This is a genomic window from Oerskovia paurometabola (genome assembly GCF_016907365.1).
Taxonomy (GTDB): domain Bacteria; phylum Actinomycetota; class Actinomycetes; order Actinomycetales; family Cellulomonadaceae; genus Oerskovia; species Oerskovia paurometabola.
In genome coordinates this window covers 1,216,258-1,231,672 of sequence record NZ_JAFBBV010000001.1, presented here as the reverse complement: position 1 = coordinate 1,231,672, position 15,415 = coordinate 1,216,258, and the positions used below count along the sequence as shown (strand labels likewise).

Below are 15,415 nucleotides of genomic sequence, written 5' to 3'. Positions count from 1 at the left end.
CAAGAGTGGTGGGTGCTCAGGGGAAACGCGTCTGTGCCAACGCCCGGTACTCGGAGCTGCCCGCGATACCCACACGCACCGCCCCCTCACCGTGCGACAACAACACCTGCGCCCACGCCGTCAACCCCGTCGGATCCGGACCACGCTGCAAGAACGTCGAGTAGTAACCACCCGCACGCATCCGCGCAGCCTCCATCGAGAACCACAGCTCGTCCACCATCCGCGAACGACCCCTGACCTCCATGACCTTCACCCACGCATCGATCTCCGACGGCGCAGCCCCCCGACCCAACATCGTCTGATACAACACCTGCACATAACCCTGCGGCGTCCCACCAGCCCGCGCGAAGAACTCCGACGAGTCGTAGAACCGACGCTTCACATCATCAACCGTCGCCCGCCCCGCATGAATCTCCCGCGCCCAGTCCTGCGCACCCACCGGATCCGGACCACGACCCAACGCCTCCATGTACGCGTTCGACACACGCAACGCCACATACTCCTGACTACGCGTCAACGACGCCACCAGCTCAGGCTGCCCCGCACCCGACACCAACGCCGCAGACCAACCCTCCAACCCCGTCGGATCCGGACCACGACCCAACAGATCCGTGTACAACGCCTTCACCACCGACTGCGCAGCGGCATACGCCTGCGGGTCCGAGTGGGCGAGCGCGATCGCGCGGATGTTGTCCAGCTGCGCGTATCCGTAGTCGCCGGGGCAGGCCGTGTACGCCGTGTCCCGGTGACCGAAGATCCGTGGCAGGGAAACGTTGGACCCGGCAGGGTACTTCGAGTTCTCCCCGCCGAGGGTCCGGTAGGTGAACCACCCCTGCGGGTTGATGTTGTACGCACCGAGCCGGGCACCGGCGATCCGACCGACCGCGTCGATCATGGCGGGGGTCGTGGCCATCCCGCCGGCGGGGCCGTGGAAGTTGCCGAGCATCGAGATCCCGACCGTGCCGGTGTTGAAACCGCCGGCGTGCACGCCGATCACGGCAGAGGTGAGGCTTCCCCCACGGCCCTCGTAGATGTTCCCCCACTTGTCGACGATGAAGTTGTACCCCAGGTCGCACCAGCCTCGCGTCGCCTGGTGGTACTTCTGGTCGTTGCGAATCTGCTGCATCGCCTGCGCGACCGTCGAGTACCCGTTCGGTCCAGCCGTGTGGTGCACGACCGCACCGACCAGGGCCGCGGCGGTGTCAGGCGTGCAGATCGGCGCCGCAGCCCCCCACTGCGCACGCGTGATGACGGTGGGGACGGCGGCCGCCCGGACCGAGCCCTCGACGGCTCCGGTGAGGGCCGCGTCGGAGAACTGTGCGGCGGAGAACTGCGCCGTGGAGAACTGTGCGACGCCGCTCGGAGTCGTGCTGCTGCCGCTCGGAACGGTGCTGCTGCTCTGGACGGTCGCCGATGCGCTCTCGTCGGCCGGGGAGTCGACGAGAGCGAGCGTCACGTCAGGGACCCCCTCCGCCTCGGCCGAGAACGCCAGCTGGACGGCGTCGGCCTCACCGACCCACAGCGGTGCCGTCCCGCCACGCAGCTCGCGTTCGGCCTCGGCCGTCCCCTGGTCGGGAGCGTCGTCGGAGATCTCGAGGTCCACCCAGGCGGTCCACTCCCCGTCGACCGACCGGGTCCGAGCCTGCGCCGCGATCCCCTCAGGGGCGGCACCGTCTGGCCACGTGACCCCGAGGGTCTGGAAGCCGTCGGACTCCAGGACCGGACTCTCGATCCTGTCGTCCGCGACCTGGGCCTCCACGGTGACCTGGCCTCCGTCCGCGGGGACGGACTCCACGCCCTCGGCGGGCCCCTCCTGTGCTCGGGACCCGGCGTCGGCCTCGGCGTCGGGAGCGGCAGCGCCCCCTGCCTGCACCGCGACCACGTCGAGCGGGACCTCGGTCACCGACGGCTCCGACGAGGTGATCCCGTCGGTGACCTGGTTCTCGGCGCCGAGCGTCGACGACAGCTGCGCGACGGTACTCGCAGACGCTGTGCCGCCCCCGACGAGGAGCGCCAGCACGGCGATCCCCGAGACTCCTGCTCGTGAGTACTTCATCGTCAGCTACCCTCACACTCGACCATCGGGCAGGTCCCCGGCGGCAACTCGGTCCGCGCTGCGGAAGGCCCGCACGCGGTACGCCACCCGTCGAGTCCGATCAGTGGATCAAGTGCTCGTCCACGCGCCCCACGATGTGCTCGGCGATCTCAAAAGCGCAGGTCGCAGCAGGGGACGGGGCGTTCAGGACGTGTACCTGGCGCGCGTCGGACTGGATCAGGAAGTCGTCCACGAGACTACCGTCGCGACGCATCGCCTGCGCGCGGACACCCGCAGGCGCGCGGGTGAGATCCTTGGCCTCGATGCCCGGGACGAGCCGGGACAGGCTGGCCGCAAATCGCCGCCTCGACCAGGACCGGAGCACCTCCTGGGCACCGGGGACGACGTTGCGTGCACCCAGGTGCCACAGCCCCGGCCACGTCAGAGAGTCGACCACGTCGCCCACGACGACGTCGCGCCACCGGTACCCCTCACGGGCGAGGGCGAGGACCGCGTTCGGGCCGACGTGCACGCCGCCCGAGACCGACCGCGTCAGGTGCACACCGAGGAACGGGAAGCGCGGGTCGGGCACCGGGTAGATGAGCCCGCGGACGAGGTGCTCGCGCTCGGGGGTCAGCTCGAAGTACTCGCCCCGGAAGGGGACGATCCGCACCTCCGGGTCGACGCCCGAGGCGGCGGCCACCCGGTCGCTCTGGAGGCCGGCGCACGTGACCAGGGCGTCGGCCTCGAGCACCTGGCGATCGGTCGTCACGCGCACCCCGTGCGGCGTGGTCTCTGCGGAGACGAAGCTCTCCCCGAGCCGCACCTCTCCGCCTGCGGCACCGGCGACGTCGGCCGCCAGCTCCCGGCACACGCCGAGGTAGTTGATGATCCCGGTCGACTCGACACGCAGCGCGGCCACGCACCGGACGTACGGCTCGTGCTCGCGGGCCTGCTCGGGAGTCAGCATCGTGACCGGTACACCGTTCGCGCGCGCCCGCTCCTCGATCCGCCGAAGGCTGGGGAGCTCGCTCTCGTCGACCGCGACGACGAGCTTGCCGCAGATGTCGAAGGGGACCCCTCGCTCCCGGGCGAACTCGGTCATCGAGCGTGCACCCGCAGCGCACATCCGGGCCTTCGCACTACCAGGCGTGTAGTAGAGGCCGGAGTGGATCACTCCGGAGTTACGTCCCGTCTGGTGGCTGGCGAGAGCGTCCTCCTTGTCGAGGACGACGACGTCGTCCCCCCGTGCGGCGAGCTGCCGAGCGACCGCCAGTCCGACGATCCCTGCACCCACCACGACCACGCGTGCCATCTGAACCTCCTTGTCGGGGCGACGGCGGATCAGGTGAGTCCGTCGTCGCCGATGTACCGCCCCTCGCGGCGCCGCGCGATCACCGCAAGACCGGCCGCACCGCCCGCCATCGCGAGGTCGGCAAGTGTGAAGATGACCCGCGACACGGCCGCGGCGGCCACGGCGGGGCCGGTCCCCACCATCGGGGCCAGTGCCGTGACGATCACGAGCTCGCGGATGCCCGCGCCCGACGGCAGCACGAAGGCGAACAGGCCGGAGACCATCGCGATGCCCATGGCGCCGATGCACAGGGCGAGCGGGCGCAGGCCCGCACCGTCGGGGGTTCCCGCGAGGAGCCACAGGTGCACGCCGTAGCACGTGTAGGAGCCGAGCGCCCAGGCCAGCGAGTGGAGGACCGTCCGCAGCCGGACCGGGTGCGGCGGGCGAGGCCGTCGCAGCACCCGGAAGCCGAACGTCGCGAGCGCGGTGAGGATCTTGGGGTGGAGGCAGGCGAGACCGACGGGCAGCAGCAGGTAGAGCCAGCGCATCCAGCCCAGGGAAGGATCCTCCTGCATGAGCTCCGGGAGGGCGAGGGCGCCCGCGACGAGCGCGGCCACGACGGCCACCGCGAGCGAGAAGACCGTGGCCGCGAAGACACGTGCGCGCGCGAGCCCGGCTCGACGCCCGAGCTCGAGCTGGAGCACGTACGCCCAGACCGACCCGGGCAGGTACTTCCCGAGCTGCCCGACGAGGAAGATCTGCGAGCCGCGACGGGCCCCGATCGGCTTGCCCAGGTCGTCGACCAGGACCTGCCAGCTCAGGGTCCCGCACGCGATCCCCACTGCCACGAGCAGGGTCGCCGGGACGAGGCTCGTCCACGACATCGCCTGGACCGTGACGGACACGTCGTCCCAGTAGCGCCAGAGCGTGAACCCGGCCGCGGCGATGACCACGACCAGCAGGACCACGCGGGCGACGGCCAGGAGCGCACCACGCGACGACTTCGTGGTCGGGGGTGCGACCACGTCGCTGCCGGTGTCCTCGTTGAGCGGATCGGTCTGCTGGTCGGTCATCGGGCTGCCGAGCCGGAGCGCACGGGACGCGGCGCGACGAGGAGGTTCCACGCGTCGAGCTCGGCCGTCACGGGCGCGAGCTCGTCGGTGACGGTCACGGCCGTCAGGTCGTCCGACGCCTCGTAGGCGCGTCGCAGGGCGTCGACGACCTCGTCCGAGTATCCGCACAGGCGCAGGAGGTGCGCGTTGACCCCCTCGAGCCGGGCCGGGGAACCGTAGACGAGCGCGAACGGCGGGACGTCACGCGCGAGCGCCGTGCCCATCCCGACCATCGCGCCGGGACCGACGACCCGTCGCTGGTGGACGCTCGCGTTGAGCCCGATGTTGGCACGAGCACCGATCGTGACGTGCCCCCCGACGCTGACGCCCGCCGACAGCACGGCCGACTCGCCGACCTCGACGTCGTGGGCGACGTAGCTGCGGTTCATCAGCCACACCCCGTCCCCGACCACGGTCGGTCGCCAGGTCCCCTGGTGCACCACGGCGTTCTCGCGGACCACCACGTCCGCGCCGACGACGACTCCGGCGTGGTCGAGGTCACCGACCCATGCCGAGTTCATCCGGGCCGACTTGGTCTCGGGCGGGCCGCCGAGGGCCGCTCCCGCACCGATCCACGTCCGGTCGCCGACCGTCATGGGCCCCGTCAGCACCGCGTACGGACCGACGACGACGTCCTGCCCGAGCTCGACCCCTGGACCGACCGACGCCGTCCGATGGATCTTCTCTGCTACCACGCACTTCCCCTACGTCCCGAGTGTTGACCATCCGCGTACCACCACAGAAGGGGGCACGATGGGCGCGCCGACGGTCGCTAGGATGATGCTGCGTCGGTGGATGTTCCGCACCGATGCTACCCGTAGTCCGAGTGCCTTCGTTCGCGTGCTCCGGCGCCGTCCAGGAGGTCTTCCCGCTTCGCGGGAACGAGAGGTGAGGACGTGCCCACGTGATCCCGATTTCCGTCGTCGAGCTCGGCCCCGAGGTTGAAGAGAAGGTCCTGGGGGTGATCCGGTCCGGGATCATCGCCCAAGGACCGGTGGTCGCCGAGCTCGAGTCACGGTTCGCCGAGCTGGTGGGCGTCGAGCACGCTGTGGCCGTGAACAACGGGACGACCGCCCTCGTCGCTGCTCTCCAGGTGCTGGACCTCGAGCCCGGCGACGAGGTCGTCACGAGCCCGTTCACGTTCGTCGCCACCCTCAACGCGATCCTCGAGGCCGGCGCGACGGCACGGTTCGGCGACATCAGCGCGACCGACTTCAACCTGACCGCAGCGTCCGCGGAGGCCCAGGTCACGGACCGGACGAAGGTTCTCCTCCCGGTGCACCTGTACGGCCAGACCGCAGACATGACGGCGTTCACCGACCTGGCGGGCCGCCAGGGCCTCGCTCTCGTCGAGGACTCGGCGCAGTCGCACGGCGCCACGTTCGAGGGCGCCGGGGCCGGGTCGTTCGGGATCGGCTGCTTCTCCCTCTACGCCACGAAGAACCTCACGAGCGGTGAGGGCGGCATGATCACGACGAACGACGCGGCGATCGCCGACCGCCTGCGCGTGCTGCGCAACCAGGGCATGCGCCAGCGCTACCAGTACGAGGTCGCCGGCCACAACTACCGGCTCACGGACCTCCAGGCAGCCGTCGCGCTGCCCCAGTTCGACCGCTACGCCGAGCAGCTGACCCGCCGGCGCGCCAACGCCGCCCGGCTCGTCGAGCTCCTCGACGGCGTCGAGGGCCTCGTCCTGCCCCAGCAGCTTCCTGGCCGGGAGCACGTCTGGCACCAGTTCACCGTCCTCCTGCCCAGCGAGGTGGCGCACGAGCGCGACCGCATCATGGAGGCGCTCCGCGCGGAGGGCGTCACGAGCGGCGTCTACTACCCCCGCCCGGTCTACGACTACGACTGCTACCGCTCGCACCCTGGGGTCGTGATCTCCGAGACCCCGGTCGCCGACGACGTCTCCAGCCGCTGTCTGTCGCTGCCCGTCCACGGGCGCCTGAGCGAGGACGACGTCGAGACCGTCGCCTCCGCAGTACGCAAGGTCCTCTCGTGAGCGCCCTCCGGATCGCGCTCGTCGGCGCGGGATCGATGGGCAGGAACCACGCCCGGGTGATCGCCGAGTCGTCCCGCACCGAGCTCGCGGTCGTCGTCGACCCCGCCGAGTCCGTCGGACGTCCGGTGGCCGACCAGCTCGGCTCCCGCTGGGCGGCCGACCTCGACGGGATCGGCGACGTCGACGCCGTGGTCGTCGCCGCCGCCACCGAGCATCACTACCGGCTCGCGCTGGACGTGATCGGCGCGGGCCTGCCGCTCCTGATCGAGAAGCCCGTGTGCCCGTCTCTCGCCCAGACGTACGAGGTGCTCGACGCGGCGGAGGCCGCAGGCACCCCGCTCATGTGCGGCTTCCTCGAGCGCTACAACCCCGCGGTCCTGGTCGCGCGTCAGATGGTGGAGGAGCCCCGCTTCGTCCGGGCGGAGCGCCACTCGCCCTACGCGCCGCGGATCCGTACCGGTGTGGGCTGGGACCTGCTCGTCCACGACGTCGACCTGATCTCCCAGATCTTCGGCGGCAGCGACCCCCTCGGGCTCTCGGTCGAGGTCGGGCACTTCCACCCGTCGTCGGTGCCGGGTGCCGAGGACGTCGTGGAGACCAGCCTGCGTTTCGACGGTGGCGGCATCGCCTCGGCCTCGGCCAGCAGGATCGGGCAGCGCAAGATCCGCACCCTGATGATCCAGGAGCTCGACCGGATGATCGAGGTGGACCTGCTGCGCCGCGGCGTGACGTCCTACCGGCACACCACGATCGAGTCCGACGAGTCAGGGCGTGGGTTCCGGCAGGCGACCGAGATGGAGGTGCCGGAGATCGTCGGGCGGGAGCCGCTGGCCACCCAGCTCGACCGGTTCGTCGACCTCGTCGACGGGCGGGTGGACGCCGACGTCGAGCGGCGTTCGATCGTCCCGGCTCACCGGATCGTCCAGCAGGCGCTCGACGCCGGCCTCAGCGCACTCACGGTCTGACGGCCCGACGGCCGCTCCGTCTTCGCCCCCGTCAGTCGACGGGGGCGAAGACGGGGCGGCCGTCGTCGTCGGGCAGCTCGACCCGGGCCACCGGCCGTGCCGGGACACCGGCCACGACCGTACGCGGGGGGACGTCGGCGGTGACGACCGCCCCCGCACCCACGACGGCCTCGTCCCCGATCGACACGCCCATCATCACGATGGCCCCCGCACCGATGAAGACCCGGTCACCGATGCTGACCGGCTCGCGCTCGACCTCGTTCCACCGTCGTCCCGAGACGCAACGACGCGCGCTCGAATGGGTGTAGATCTGAGCGCCCGCACTGATGTCGCACCCCGCGCCGATGGTCAGCCCACCCGAGCCGTCGATGACGGTGAAGGCGCCGATCCACGTTCCCTCGCCGATCACCGGCTCGCCGACGATCCACGCCTGCTCGTGGTAGGGGTTGGGCGGCAGCGCGCCCGGGGTGCGCGGAGGCATCAGCCGCCGTTTCGGATGAGGTCCGTCATGCCGTCGCGCACGGCGATCGTCGGCTCGAACCCGAGGATCTCCTTCGCCCGGGTCGTGTCCGCCGCACGGCGGCTGACCAGCACGTCGCGCGGGTTGAAGACGGGCTCGACGTCGGCGCCCACGGCGTCGATCAGGATCCTGGCGAGGTCCGCGATCGAGGTGTCGATCCCGGTGCCGACGTTGATCGGCACGTTCGACTGCTCGGCCTCGAGCGCCATGACGACCGAGCGCGCGATGTCGTGGACGTGGATGAAGTCCATCGACTGCTCACCCTTGCCGTCGATCACGGGGGGCTCGCCGTTGCGCAGGCGGTTGACGAAGTGGTTGATCACGGACGTGTAATACGCCGTCGTCTTCTGCCCCGGTCCGTAGACGTTGAAGAACCGCAGCGCGATCCACGACAGGTTCGCGCGGCGCTGGTAGAAGCCGAGCAGGTCCTCACCGGCACGCTTGGAGATGCAGTACGGCGTGAGCGGCGAGAGCGTGTCGTCCTCGTGCATGGGCAGCTTCTCGGGGTCGCCGTAGACGGACGCGCTGGACGCGAACACCAGGCGCTCGACGCCGTGGTCCGCGGCGGCCGCGAAGACGTTGTGCTCGCCGATCATGTTGATGTCCATGGACTCGTACGGGTCCGACTGGCTCTTGTTGATCGAGACTGCCGCGAAGTGGATGACGTGCGAGCAGCCCTTCATGGCCTGGTGGACGGCCCCGCCGTAGCGCACGTCCTGGTCGATGAGCTCGACGGCACCGCTCTGCGCGAGACGCGCGACCGCGTCACGGTCGCCGCGGAACATGTTGTCGAAGATCCTGACCTTGTACCCGCGCTCGAGCAGCATGGGGACGACGTGCAGGCCGATGAAGCCGGCGCCGCCGGTGAAGAAGACGGTCTTTTCCGCCACGTGATCGCTCCTGGGGTTCGGTTCTGCCGCCGCGATCAGCGGCGGGCGTCGGGTGAGGTCACGACGTCGCGCACCGTGGAGGCGACGACCTCGATCTGGGCCTCGGTGAGGTTGGCGTGCATCGGGATGGCCAGGTGCCGAGCGAAGAGGTCGGCCGACACGGGGCAGGAAGCGGTGCTCGCATAGACAGGCTGGAGGTGCGAGGCGTACGTCCCGAAGTTGCACTGGACGCCTCGAGCGCGCAGCTCGGTCGCCACGACCCCGCGGTCGACCGAGGGGTCGAGCGTCAGCACGTACGACTGCCACGGGTGCTCACGGTCGTCCAGCGCGACGGGCAGCGTGAGGAGGTCGAGGTCACCCAGAAGGTGCTCGTACGCGGAGGCGGCACGGCGACGGGACGCGAGCAGCTCCGGCAGCCTCCTGAGCTGGACCTGCATGATCGCCGCAGAGATGTCGGAGAGGCGGTAGTTGTACCCGGCCTCGTCGAACGAGGGAACGGGGAGATCGCGCGAGCCCTCGCGCGAGATCGCCGGTTCGATCCCGTAGGTGTGGAGCTTGCGGGCGTGGTCCGCCAGGTCGGCGCGGTCCGTCACCAGCGCGCCGCCCTCGCCGGCGGTGATGCCCTTGCGTCCGTGGAAGCTGAACGTCGCGACATCGGCCAGGCTCCCCGCCGGGCGGCCCTTGTAGGTGGCGCCGGCCGAGCAGGCTGCGTCCTCCATGAGCCACAGCCCGTGCCGGTCGGCGATCGCCCTGAGCTCGTCGTAGTCCGCAGGCTGCCCGAACACGTCGACCGCGAGGATCCCGACGGTGCGCGGCGTGATGGCGGCCTCGACGGCGGCGGGATCGACGCTCCAGATGTCGGGCCGGACGTCCGCGAACACCGGTGTCGCCCCGCTCCAGACCACGGAGTGGCCGGTCGCCGGGAAGGTGTAGTCGCCGACGATCACCTCGTCGCCGGCCCCTGCGCCGAGGACCTCGAGACCGAGGTGCAGCGCGGAGCCGCAGTTGGAGGTCGCGAGCGCGTGGGCCGTACCCACCGTCCGGGCGAACTGCTCCTCGAAGGCCTTGCACGCGGGGCCGGCACCGGACAGCCACCCCGACTCGAAGACTGCTGCAATCGCCTCGAGCTCCTCGGAACCCACGGTCGGCTGGCCCAATGCCACGCTCGTCACATCGTCCTCCCATCAGACCGCGTCAGACTATCAGTGCGCCCGACTCGTCCGTCTCGCACGGGTCGGGCGGAGCGAGACCCTGAGCAGGCCTGTCCCGCCCTGCGAGACCCACTAGGCTGGGGCGCTGATCGGCCGAACGCCGCGGCCGGACCGAACGATGTGGGGACCACCGAGAACATGAGCACCGTCGTCGACGGGCAGCCGAGCGCGCCCGAAGCCGCAAGGACCACCGCGCCCAGACCTCCATGGTGGTCGCGAGCGCTCGAGCACGCATCGCTCCCCTACCTCGTGTCCGCGGCGTTCACCCTTCTCGTCGCGCTCTGGACGTACCGACCCTGGGCGTTCAAGGGAGCCATCGCCTCCCCGCACGGGGACGCCCTGGCGTTCCACGCCTGGGTCCAGGCGACGATCGAGGACGGCTGGTACGAGAACGCCAGCAGACTCTCGGCCCCCTTCGCCCAGAACAGCCACACCTACACGGTCACCGACGAGTTCCTCTTCGCCTTCATCGGCAAGGTGCTCGGCCCCCTGACCGGCAGCGCAGGGGCCGCGGTCACCTGGTACGTCGTCCTCTGCTTCCCCGTGGCGGCCTTGTTCGCGGTCGGCGCGGCCCGCTACCTGCGCATCGGGCGGCTCGCCGCGCTGGTCCCGGGCATCCTGTTCCCCCTGCTCCCCGACCACTTCCTGCGGGCCGGCGGACACTTCAGCCTCTCCTCGACCTGGGCGATCTCCCTGGGGATGATCGTCGCTCTCTCGCTCGTGGTCGCCCCGCGTGCCACGGGTCGGCGACGCACCTGGTTCCAGGTCGCCATGCTCGTCTCGTGCCTCGTGATCGGCCTCACGAACGCCTACTACGCGACGTTCATCGCGATGATCGTGGCCGTCGCCGCGGTCGGCGGCGCGATGGCAGCCCGCTCGTGGCGGATCCTGTGGACGGGGCTGGCCCGTTGTGCGGTCCTCATCGGGTCGGTCGTGGTCGCGATGGTCGTGGACGCGATCTACTCGCCCGACCCGTACGGCTACTCGTCCTTCGAGATCACGCGGTCCCAGGCGGACGCCGAGATCTACGGCGGCAAGATCTTCGCGATGCTCCTGCCTGCTGCCGCGCACCGGTTCGAGGCCTTCCGGGCCCTGCGCAACAGCTATGACGCCACGTTCCCCAACCCGGCAGAGACCCCCGCCCTCGGCCTCGTGTCCGCGGTCGGCTTCGTCGCGCTCGTCGTGTGGGCGATCCTCCTCTTCTTCCGGCGTCGTCCCGACGTCGCCGACTCGCGCCTGCGCATCCTCGCCGGCCTCCTCTGGATGAGCCTGCTCGCCTACTCGGTCGGCGGCCTGGGCTCGATCTGGTCCTTCCTCCTGGACGGTGGCGGGATCCGTGTGTGGAGCCGCATGCACGTCGTGATCGGTCTCATCGTCCTCCTGGCGATCGCCATCACCCTGGACCGTCTCCGCAAGCGATGGTGGCGGGCTGCCGCGGTGGGCCTGGTCCTCGTCGTCGGCGTGGTCGACCAGACCACCCCCCTGGCGCGCCCCGATCCCGTGTCGGCCCTGGCCCTGCGCGACGACGTCACGAGCTTCACGAGCCAGGTCGAGGACCGGGCGGGCGACGACGCCATGGTGTTCCAGCTCCCCCAGGTGAACTTCCCCGTCCCGCAGTTCGACCCCTCGCCTGCCACGATCTACGACGGGTTCCTGCCGTACCTGTACTCGACGGACTCCCGGTGGTCCTTCGGCGGGCTCGAGGGCGACCCCACGGTCGACTGGCAGCAGTGGCTGACCGCCCGCCCGTTCGAGCAGCAGGTCCCGCTGCTGAGGGCGGCGGGCTTCAGCGGCATCTCGCTCGACACCGCTGCGCTCACGACGCAGCCGTTGCTGCGCGACCAGGTCCGCGCGGTCCTGGGCGAGCCCACCTTCACCTCCGACAGCGGACGCTGGGAGTACTACGAGCTGTCCGACGACGTCCTCGCGTCGTGCCCGGCCGGCGTGATCGAGGAGATGGGTGATCTGGCGGTCCGGCCGCCGATGCTCTACCCGGGCGACGGGATCGACGTCCTGCCGGGTGTGCGCAGCAACGACGAGGGAGACGCCCAGCTGCGGATCGTCACCCTGCGCGAGGGCGGCTGGGACGACGTGAGCACGTCGTTCAGCGTCGGCACCGCGGACGTCCGTCTCGAGATCACGTTCCCCGACGGCAGCACCCAGACCGTCGAGCCGAACACGACCGAGACGATCACCTGGTCGGGACCGGTCAGCGAGGCCGAGACCCCGATCGACATCAGGCGTCTCGACGGAACGGGCGTGTACGGCCTGGGCGGCCTCGTCGCGACGGCCGTCCCGTCGGCCGCCGTGGCGGAGTGCCAGCCCGCGCTCGTCGCGGTCCCCGAGGACGAGGCCGCGCTGGTCCCGGCCGGCTGAGCCTGCGGTAGGGAACGGGAGAGGCTCCCTGCGACGGTCGTCGCAGGGAGCCTCTCCCGTTCCTCGGTGCTCGTGTCAGTCGGCCGACTGAGAGTGCACCCCACGCACCACGTAGAGGGGACGGCGTCGGGCGTCGTCGCCGGTGCGCCAGACGTACTCCCCGACGACGCCGATCGCCCCGAGCTGGAGCCCTCCGAGGGCCAGCACGAGACCGCTGATCGTCCACCCGAACCCGTTCGACCCGCCCGGGACGAGCGCGACCACGGCCGCGACCACCAGCAGGACCGCACCGAGCGCGGCCGCGCCGAAGCCGGCGACCTGGATCCAGCGCACCGGGGCCGACGAGAACTCGACGAGCGAGTCGACGACGAGCTTGACCTTCTTGGCCGAGGTCCACTTGCTCTTGCCGTAGGGACGCGGCAGCTGCTCGAAGAAGATCCGCACCTGCGTGAACCCGGACCAGGCCGCCATGGCCAGCACGTTGCGGTTGGCCTCGGGCATGGCCGTCAGGACGTCGATCACGGCCCGGTCCACCAGGATGTGCGAGGGCCCTTCCTGCGGATAGGTCGGCACCGTCGAGACCGCGTTGAACACCTTGGAGAAGGTGGTCGCGAAGAAGTCCTGGGTGCCGCCCTTGGACGCCCGCACCGAGCGCAGGCCCCAGACGATCTGTGCACCCCCCTGCCAGGCCTCGATGAACGACCCGATGGCCTCGAGGGGCTCCTGGCGGTCCGCGCTGAGCGTCAGTGCGGCATCGCCGCGAGCGTGCGCGAGGCCCGCGCTGATGGCTGCGTGCGACCCGAAGTTGCGGGAGAGCCGGACGACCTGCGCGGTGTCCGAGCCGTCGAGCCGTGCGACCACGGCGTCGGCGGTGCCGTCGGTCGAGCCGTCGTCGACCAGGACGAGCTCGAAGTCCAGCGCAGGGTGGGCGACCCGGATCTCGCGATAGAAGTCGACGATGCCTTGAGCGCCCTCCACCTCGTCGTAGGCAGGGATGATCAGGGACAGGGTGGGGCGTCTTTCGTGCATCGGGCCGTTTCCGTTCGTCCTCAAGGGGGCTCCCGGCATGCGAGACGCGGGTGCGCTGCAGCCCGGGACCGGTGAAGGCTACCGTCCCGCGCTCTGTCGGCGCACGTCCCCTGGTAGGCGTCATACGGGGCCGGTGCGGGACTCCGGTATGGTTTGTGCCGGACAATACAGCTGCGCACAGGGGGAACCGCCGATGGTCGACGGAGTGGGAACGCAACCAGTGGTCGTCGTCGGCAACGGCGGTCACTCGCGATCATGCATCGACGCCTGGGACCCCGACGCTCCCTTCCGACCTCTCGGTTGCACAGGCAACGACCCGGCCGAGCACGGCGAGCTCCCCTACCTCGGCGACGACTCGATCATCCCAGGGCTCCTGGAGCAGGGGGTCCGCCACGCCTTCGTCGCGATCGGGTCGAACTCCTTGCGCGCCCGGCTCAGCGCGGACCTGGTGTCCTCCGGTTTCGACCTCGTGCCGCTGGTCGCTCCGACCGCCCGCGTGGCGCCGACCGCCGAGATCGGTCCCGGGGCGGCGATCCTGCACGGCGCGATCGTCGGCGCCTACGCCCGCGTCGGAGCCGGCGCGATCGTCAACACAGGTGCCTCCGTCGACCACGACTGCGTCGTGGGCGAGTTTGCCCACATCGCTCCGGGCTCGCACCTGGCGGGCAGCGTCACCGTCGGCAAGAGGGCGATGCTCGGCGTCGGGGTCAGCGTGATTCCTGGCGTCACGATCGGTGAGGGTGCCGTCGTCGGCGCCGGATCGGTCGTCATCTCCGATGTACGCGCTGGCGAGACAGTCGTCGGCGTCCCTACCCGCTCCGTTCGAAAGATCGCCTCATGATCCCCGTCGCGTACCCCGTCCTGTCCGGCAACGAGAAGGCGTACGTCGCCGAGTGCATGGAGACCACCTGGATCTCGTCGGCGGGCAGGTTCATCACCGAGTTCGAGCGGACGTTCGCCGACCTCTGCGGTGCCAAGCACGCCATCGCCACCAACAACGGCACGACCGCGCTCCACCTCGCGCTTGTGGCCCTCGGCATCGGGCCTGGTGACGAGGTCATCCTCCCGGTGCTGACGTATATCGCGAGCGCCAACGCCGTGCGCTACTGCGGCGCCGAGCCCGTCTTCGTGGACGTGGACGCGGAGACGATGAACATCGACCCCGCGCTCATCGAGGCCGCCATCACGCCGCGGACCAAGGCCATCATCCCCGTGGACCTCTACGGCAACCCTGCCCCGATCGTCGAGATCATGGAGATCGCGGCGCGTCACGGGCTCACCGTGGTCCAGGACTCTGCCGAGGCGCACGGCGCCGAGGTCGACGGGCGCCGGGTCGGATCGCTCGCGCACGTGACCGCCTTCAGCTTCTTCGGCAACAAGGTCATCACCACGGGCGAGGGCGGCGCCGTCACGACCGACGACGACGAGCTCGCCGCCCGCCTGCGCCTGCTGCGTGGACAGGGCATGGACCCCGAGCGTCGGTACTGGTTCCCCGAGGTCGGGTTCAACTACCGCATGACGAACGTCGCCGCCGCGATCGGTCTCGGCCAGCTCGAGCGGTTCGACGCCATCCTCGACGCGCGGGACGCGCTCGCGAAGCAGTACGACGCACTGCTCGGCGGGATCCCCGGACTGAGCCTGCCCGAGCAGCGCCCCGGGACGCGCCGCGTGAACTGGCTCTACACCGTCACCCTCGACGGAGCCGACGCCGCGAGGCGCGACCGCGTCATGGCAGAGCTCGCGGAGGACGGGATCGAGACTCGTCCCGTGTTCCACCCCCTGCACCACCTCCCCCCGTACCACCAGCCGGACCGGTCCTACCCTGCGGCCGAGCGCCTCGGCGCGACGGGCATCTCCCTGCCGACCCACCTGGCGCTGACGCCGGACGACGTCGAGCACGTGGCGAGCCGTCTTGCCGCGCGTGCCGGGGCCCCCGTCCGGTGACGTCCCGACCTGCCCCGACCGTCCTGCCCAGCCAAGC

The 15,415-nt window shown here is 70.6% G+C and carries 13 protein-coding genes; 5 read left to right on the top strand and 8 right to left on the bottom strand.

The features are described from left to right. Positions 1-16: 16 nt before the first annotated feature. The 4 genes from JOD48_RS05505 to JOD48_RS20100 all read right to left on the bottom strand — a co-directional run bounded on the left by JOD48_RS05505 (position 17) and on the right by JOD48_RS20100 (position 5,136). Positions 17-2,056, bottom strand: coding sequence for a DUF4214 domain-containing protein (locus JOD48_RS05505; RefSeq protein ID WP_204807964.1), 2,040 nt, complete (start codon positions 2,054-2,056; stop codon positions 17-19). Between the two features lie 100 nt (positions 2,057-2,156). Continuing rightward, complete coding sequence (lhgD, locus tag JOD48_RS05500) at positions 2,157-3,350, bottom strand: L-2-hydroxyglutarate dehydrogenase (protein WP_204807962.1); 1,194 nt, start codon at positions 3,348-3,350, stop codon at positions 2,157-2,159. A gap of 29 nt (positions 3,351-3,379) precedes the next feature. After that, a complete protein-coding gene (locus JOD48_RS05495) occupies positions 3,380-4,402 on the bottom strand; it encodes a lysylphosphatidylglycerol synthase domain-containing protein (RefSeq protein ID WP_204807960.1) in 1,023 nt (340 codons plus the stop codon). Then, the gene (locus JOD48_RS20100) at positions 4,399-5,136 is read right to left on the bottom strand and encodes a DapH/DapD/GlmU-related protein (RefSeq protein WP_204807957.1); all 738 of its coding nucleotides are present in this window, start codon (positions 5,134-5,136) and stop codon (positions 4,399-4,401) included. The genes JOD48_RS05495 and JOD48_RS20100 overlap by 4 nt, the downstream gene beginning before the upstream one ends. A gap of 209 nt (positions 5,137-5,345) precedes the next feature. Here JOD48_RS20100 and JOD48_RS05485 point away from each other — a divergent pair, with 209 nt between their 5' ends. Both JOD48_RS05485 and JOD48_RS05480 read left to right on the top strand, forming a co-directional pair. After that, positions 5,346-6,443, top strand: coding sequence for a DegT/DnrJ/EryC1/StrS family aminotransferase (locus tag JOD48_RS05485; RefSeq protein WP_191791593.1), 1,098 nt, complete (start codon positions 5,346-5,348; stop codon positions 6,441-6,443). Continuing rightward, complete coding sequence (locus JOD48_RS05480) at positions 6,440-7,408, top strand: Gfo/Idh/MocA family protein (protein WP_191791595.1); 969 nt, start codon at positions 6,440-6,442, stop codon at positions 7,406-7,408. The genes JOD48_RS05485 and JOD48_RS05480 overlap by 4 nt, the downstream gene beginning before the upstream one ends. Before the next feature lie 31 nt (positions 7,409-7,439). Here JOD48_RS05480 and JOD48_RS19870 read toward each other — a convergent pair whose 3' ends face one another. Genes JOD48_RS19870 through JOD48_RS05465 form a run of 3 tightly spaced genes read right to left on the bottom strand, consistent with a single transcriptional unit; the run spans position 7,440 to position 9,981 of the window. Then, a complete protein-coding gene (locus tag JOD48_RS19870; RefSeq protein WP_191791597.1) occupies positions 7,440-7,889 on the bottom strand; it encodes an acyltransferase in 450 nt (149 codons plus the stop codon). Continuing rightward, the gene (locus JOD48_RS05470; protein WP_191791599.1) at positions 7,889-8,818 is read right to left on the bottom strand and encodes an NAD-dependent epimerase/dehydratase family protein; all 930 of its coding nucleotides are present in this window, start codon (positions 8,816-8,818) and stop codon (positions 7,889-7,891) included. Before JOD48_RS05470 ends, JOD48_RS19870 begins: the two co-directional genes overlap by 1 nt. A 35-nt stretch (positions 8,819-8,853) precedes the next feature. After that, positions 8,854-9,981 carry a DegT/DnrJ/EryC1/StrS family aminotransferase gene (locus tag JOD48_RS05465; RefSeq protein ID WP_307823984.1) on the bottom strand — a complete coding sequence of 376 codons (1,128 nt, stop codon included), beginning with the start codon at positions 9,979-9,981 and terminating at the stop codon, positions 8,854-8,856. A gap of 186 nt (positions 9,982-10,167) precedes the next feature. On the opposite strand from JOD48_RS05465, the gene JOD48_RS05460 reads away from it, so the two are divergent. Further along, on the top strand, positions 10,168-12,405 hold the full coding sequence (locus JOD48_RS05460; RefSeq protein WP_204807953.1) for a DUF6311 domain-containing protein: 2,238 nt from the start codon (positions 10,168-10,170) through the stop codon (positions 12,403-12,405). Positions 12,406-12,480: 75 nt separating this feature from the next. Here the strand turns inward: JOD48_RS05460 and JOD48_RS05455 are convergent, their stop codons facing one another. Further along, on the bottom strand, positions 12,481-13,434 hold the full coding sequence (locus tag JOD48_RS05455) for a glycosyltransferase family 2 protein (RefSeq protein ID WP_191791604.1): 954 nt from the start codon (positions 13,432-13,434) through the stop codon (positions 12,481-12,483). 205 nt (positions 13,435-13,639) lie between these two features. Here JOD48_RS05455 and JOD48_RS05450 point away from each other — a divergent pair, with 205 nt between their 5' ends. Together JOD48_RS05450 and JOD48_RS05445 are read left to right on the top strand one after the other, a co-directional pair. Beyond that, positions 13,640-14,275 (top strand): acetyltransferase, encoded by a 636-nt coding sequence (locus JOD48_RS05450; RefSeq protein ID WP_204807949.1) that lies wholly within the window; start codon positions 13,640-13,642, stop codon positions 14,273-14,275. After that, entirely contained in the window at positions 14,272-15,378 is a 1,107-nt protein-coding gene (locus JOD48_RS05445; RefSeq protein WP_204807947.1) for a DegT/DnrJ/EryC1/StrS family aminotransferase, read from the top strand. Before JOD48_RS05450 ends, JOD48_RS05445 begins: the two co-directional genes overlap by 4 nt. The last annotated feature ends 37 nt before the right edge of the window (positions 15,379-15,415 follow it).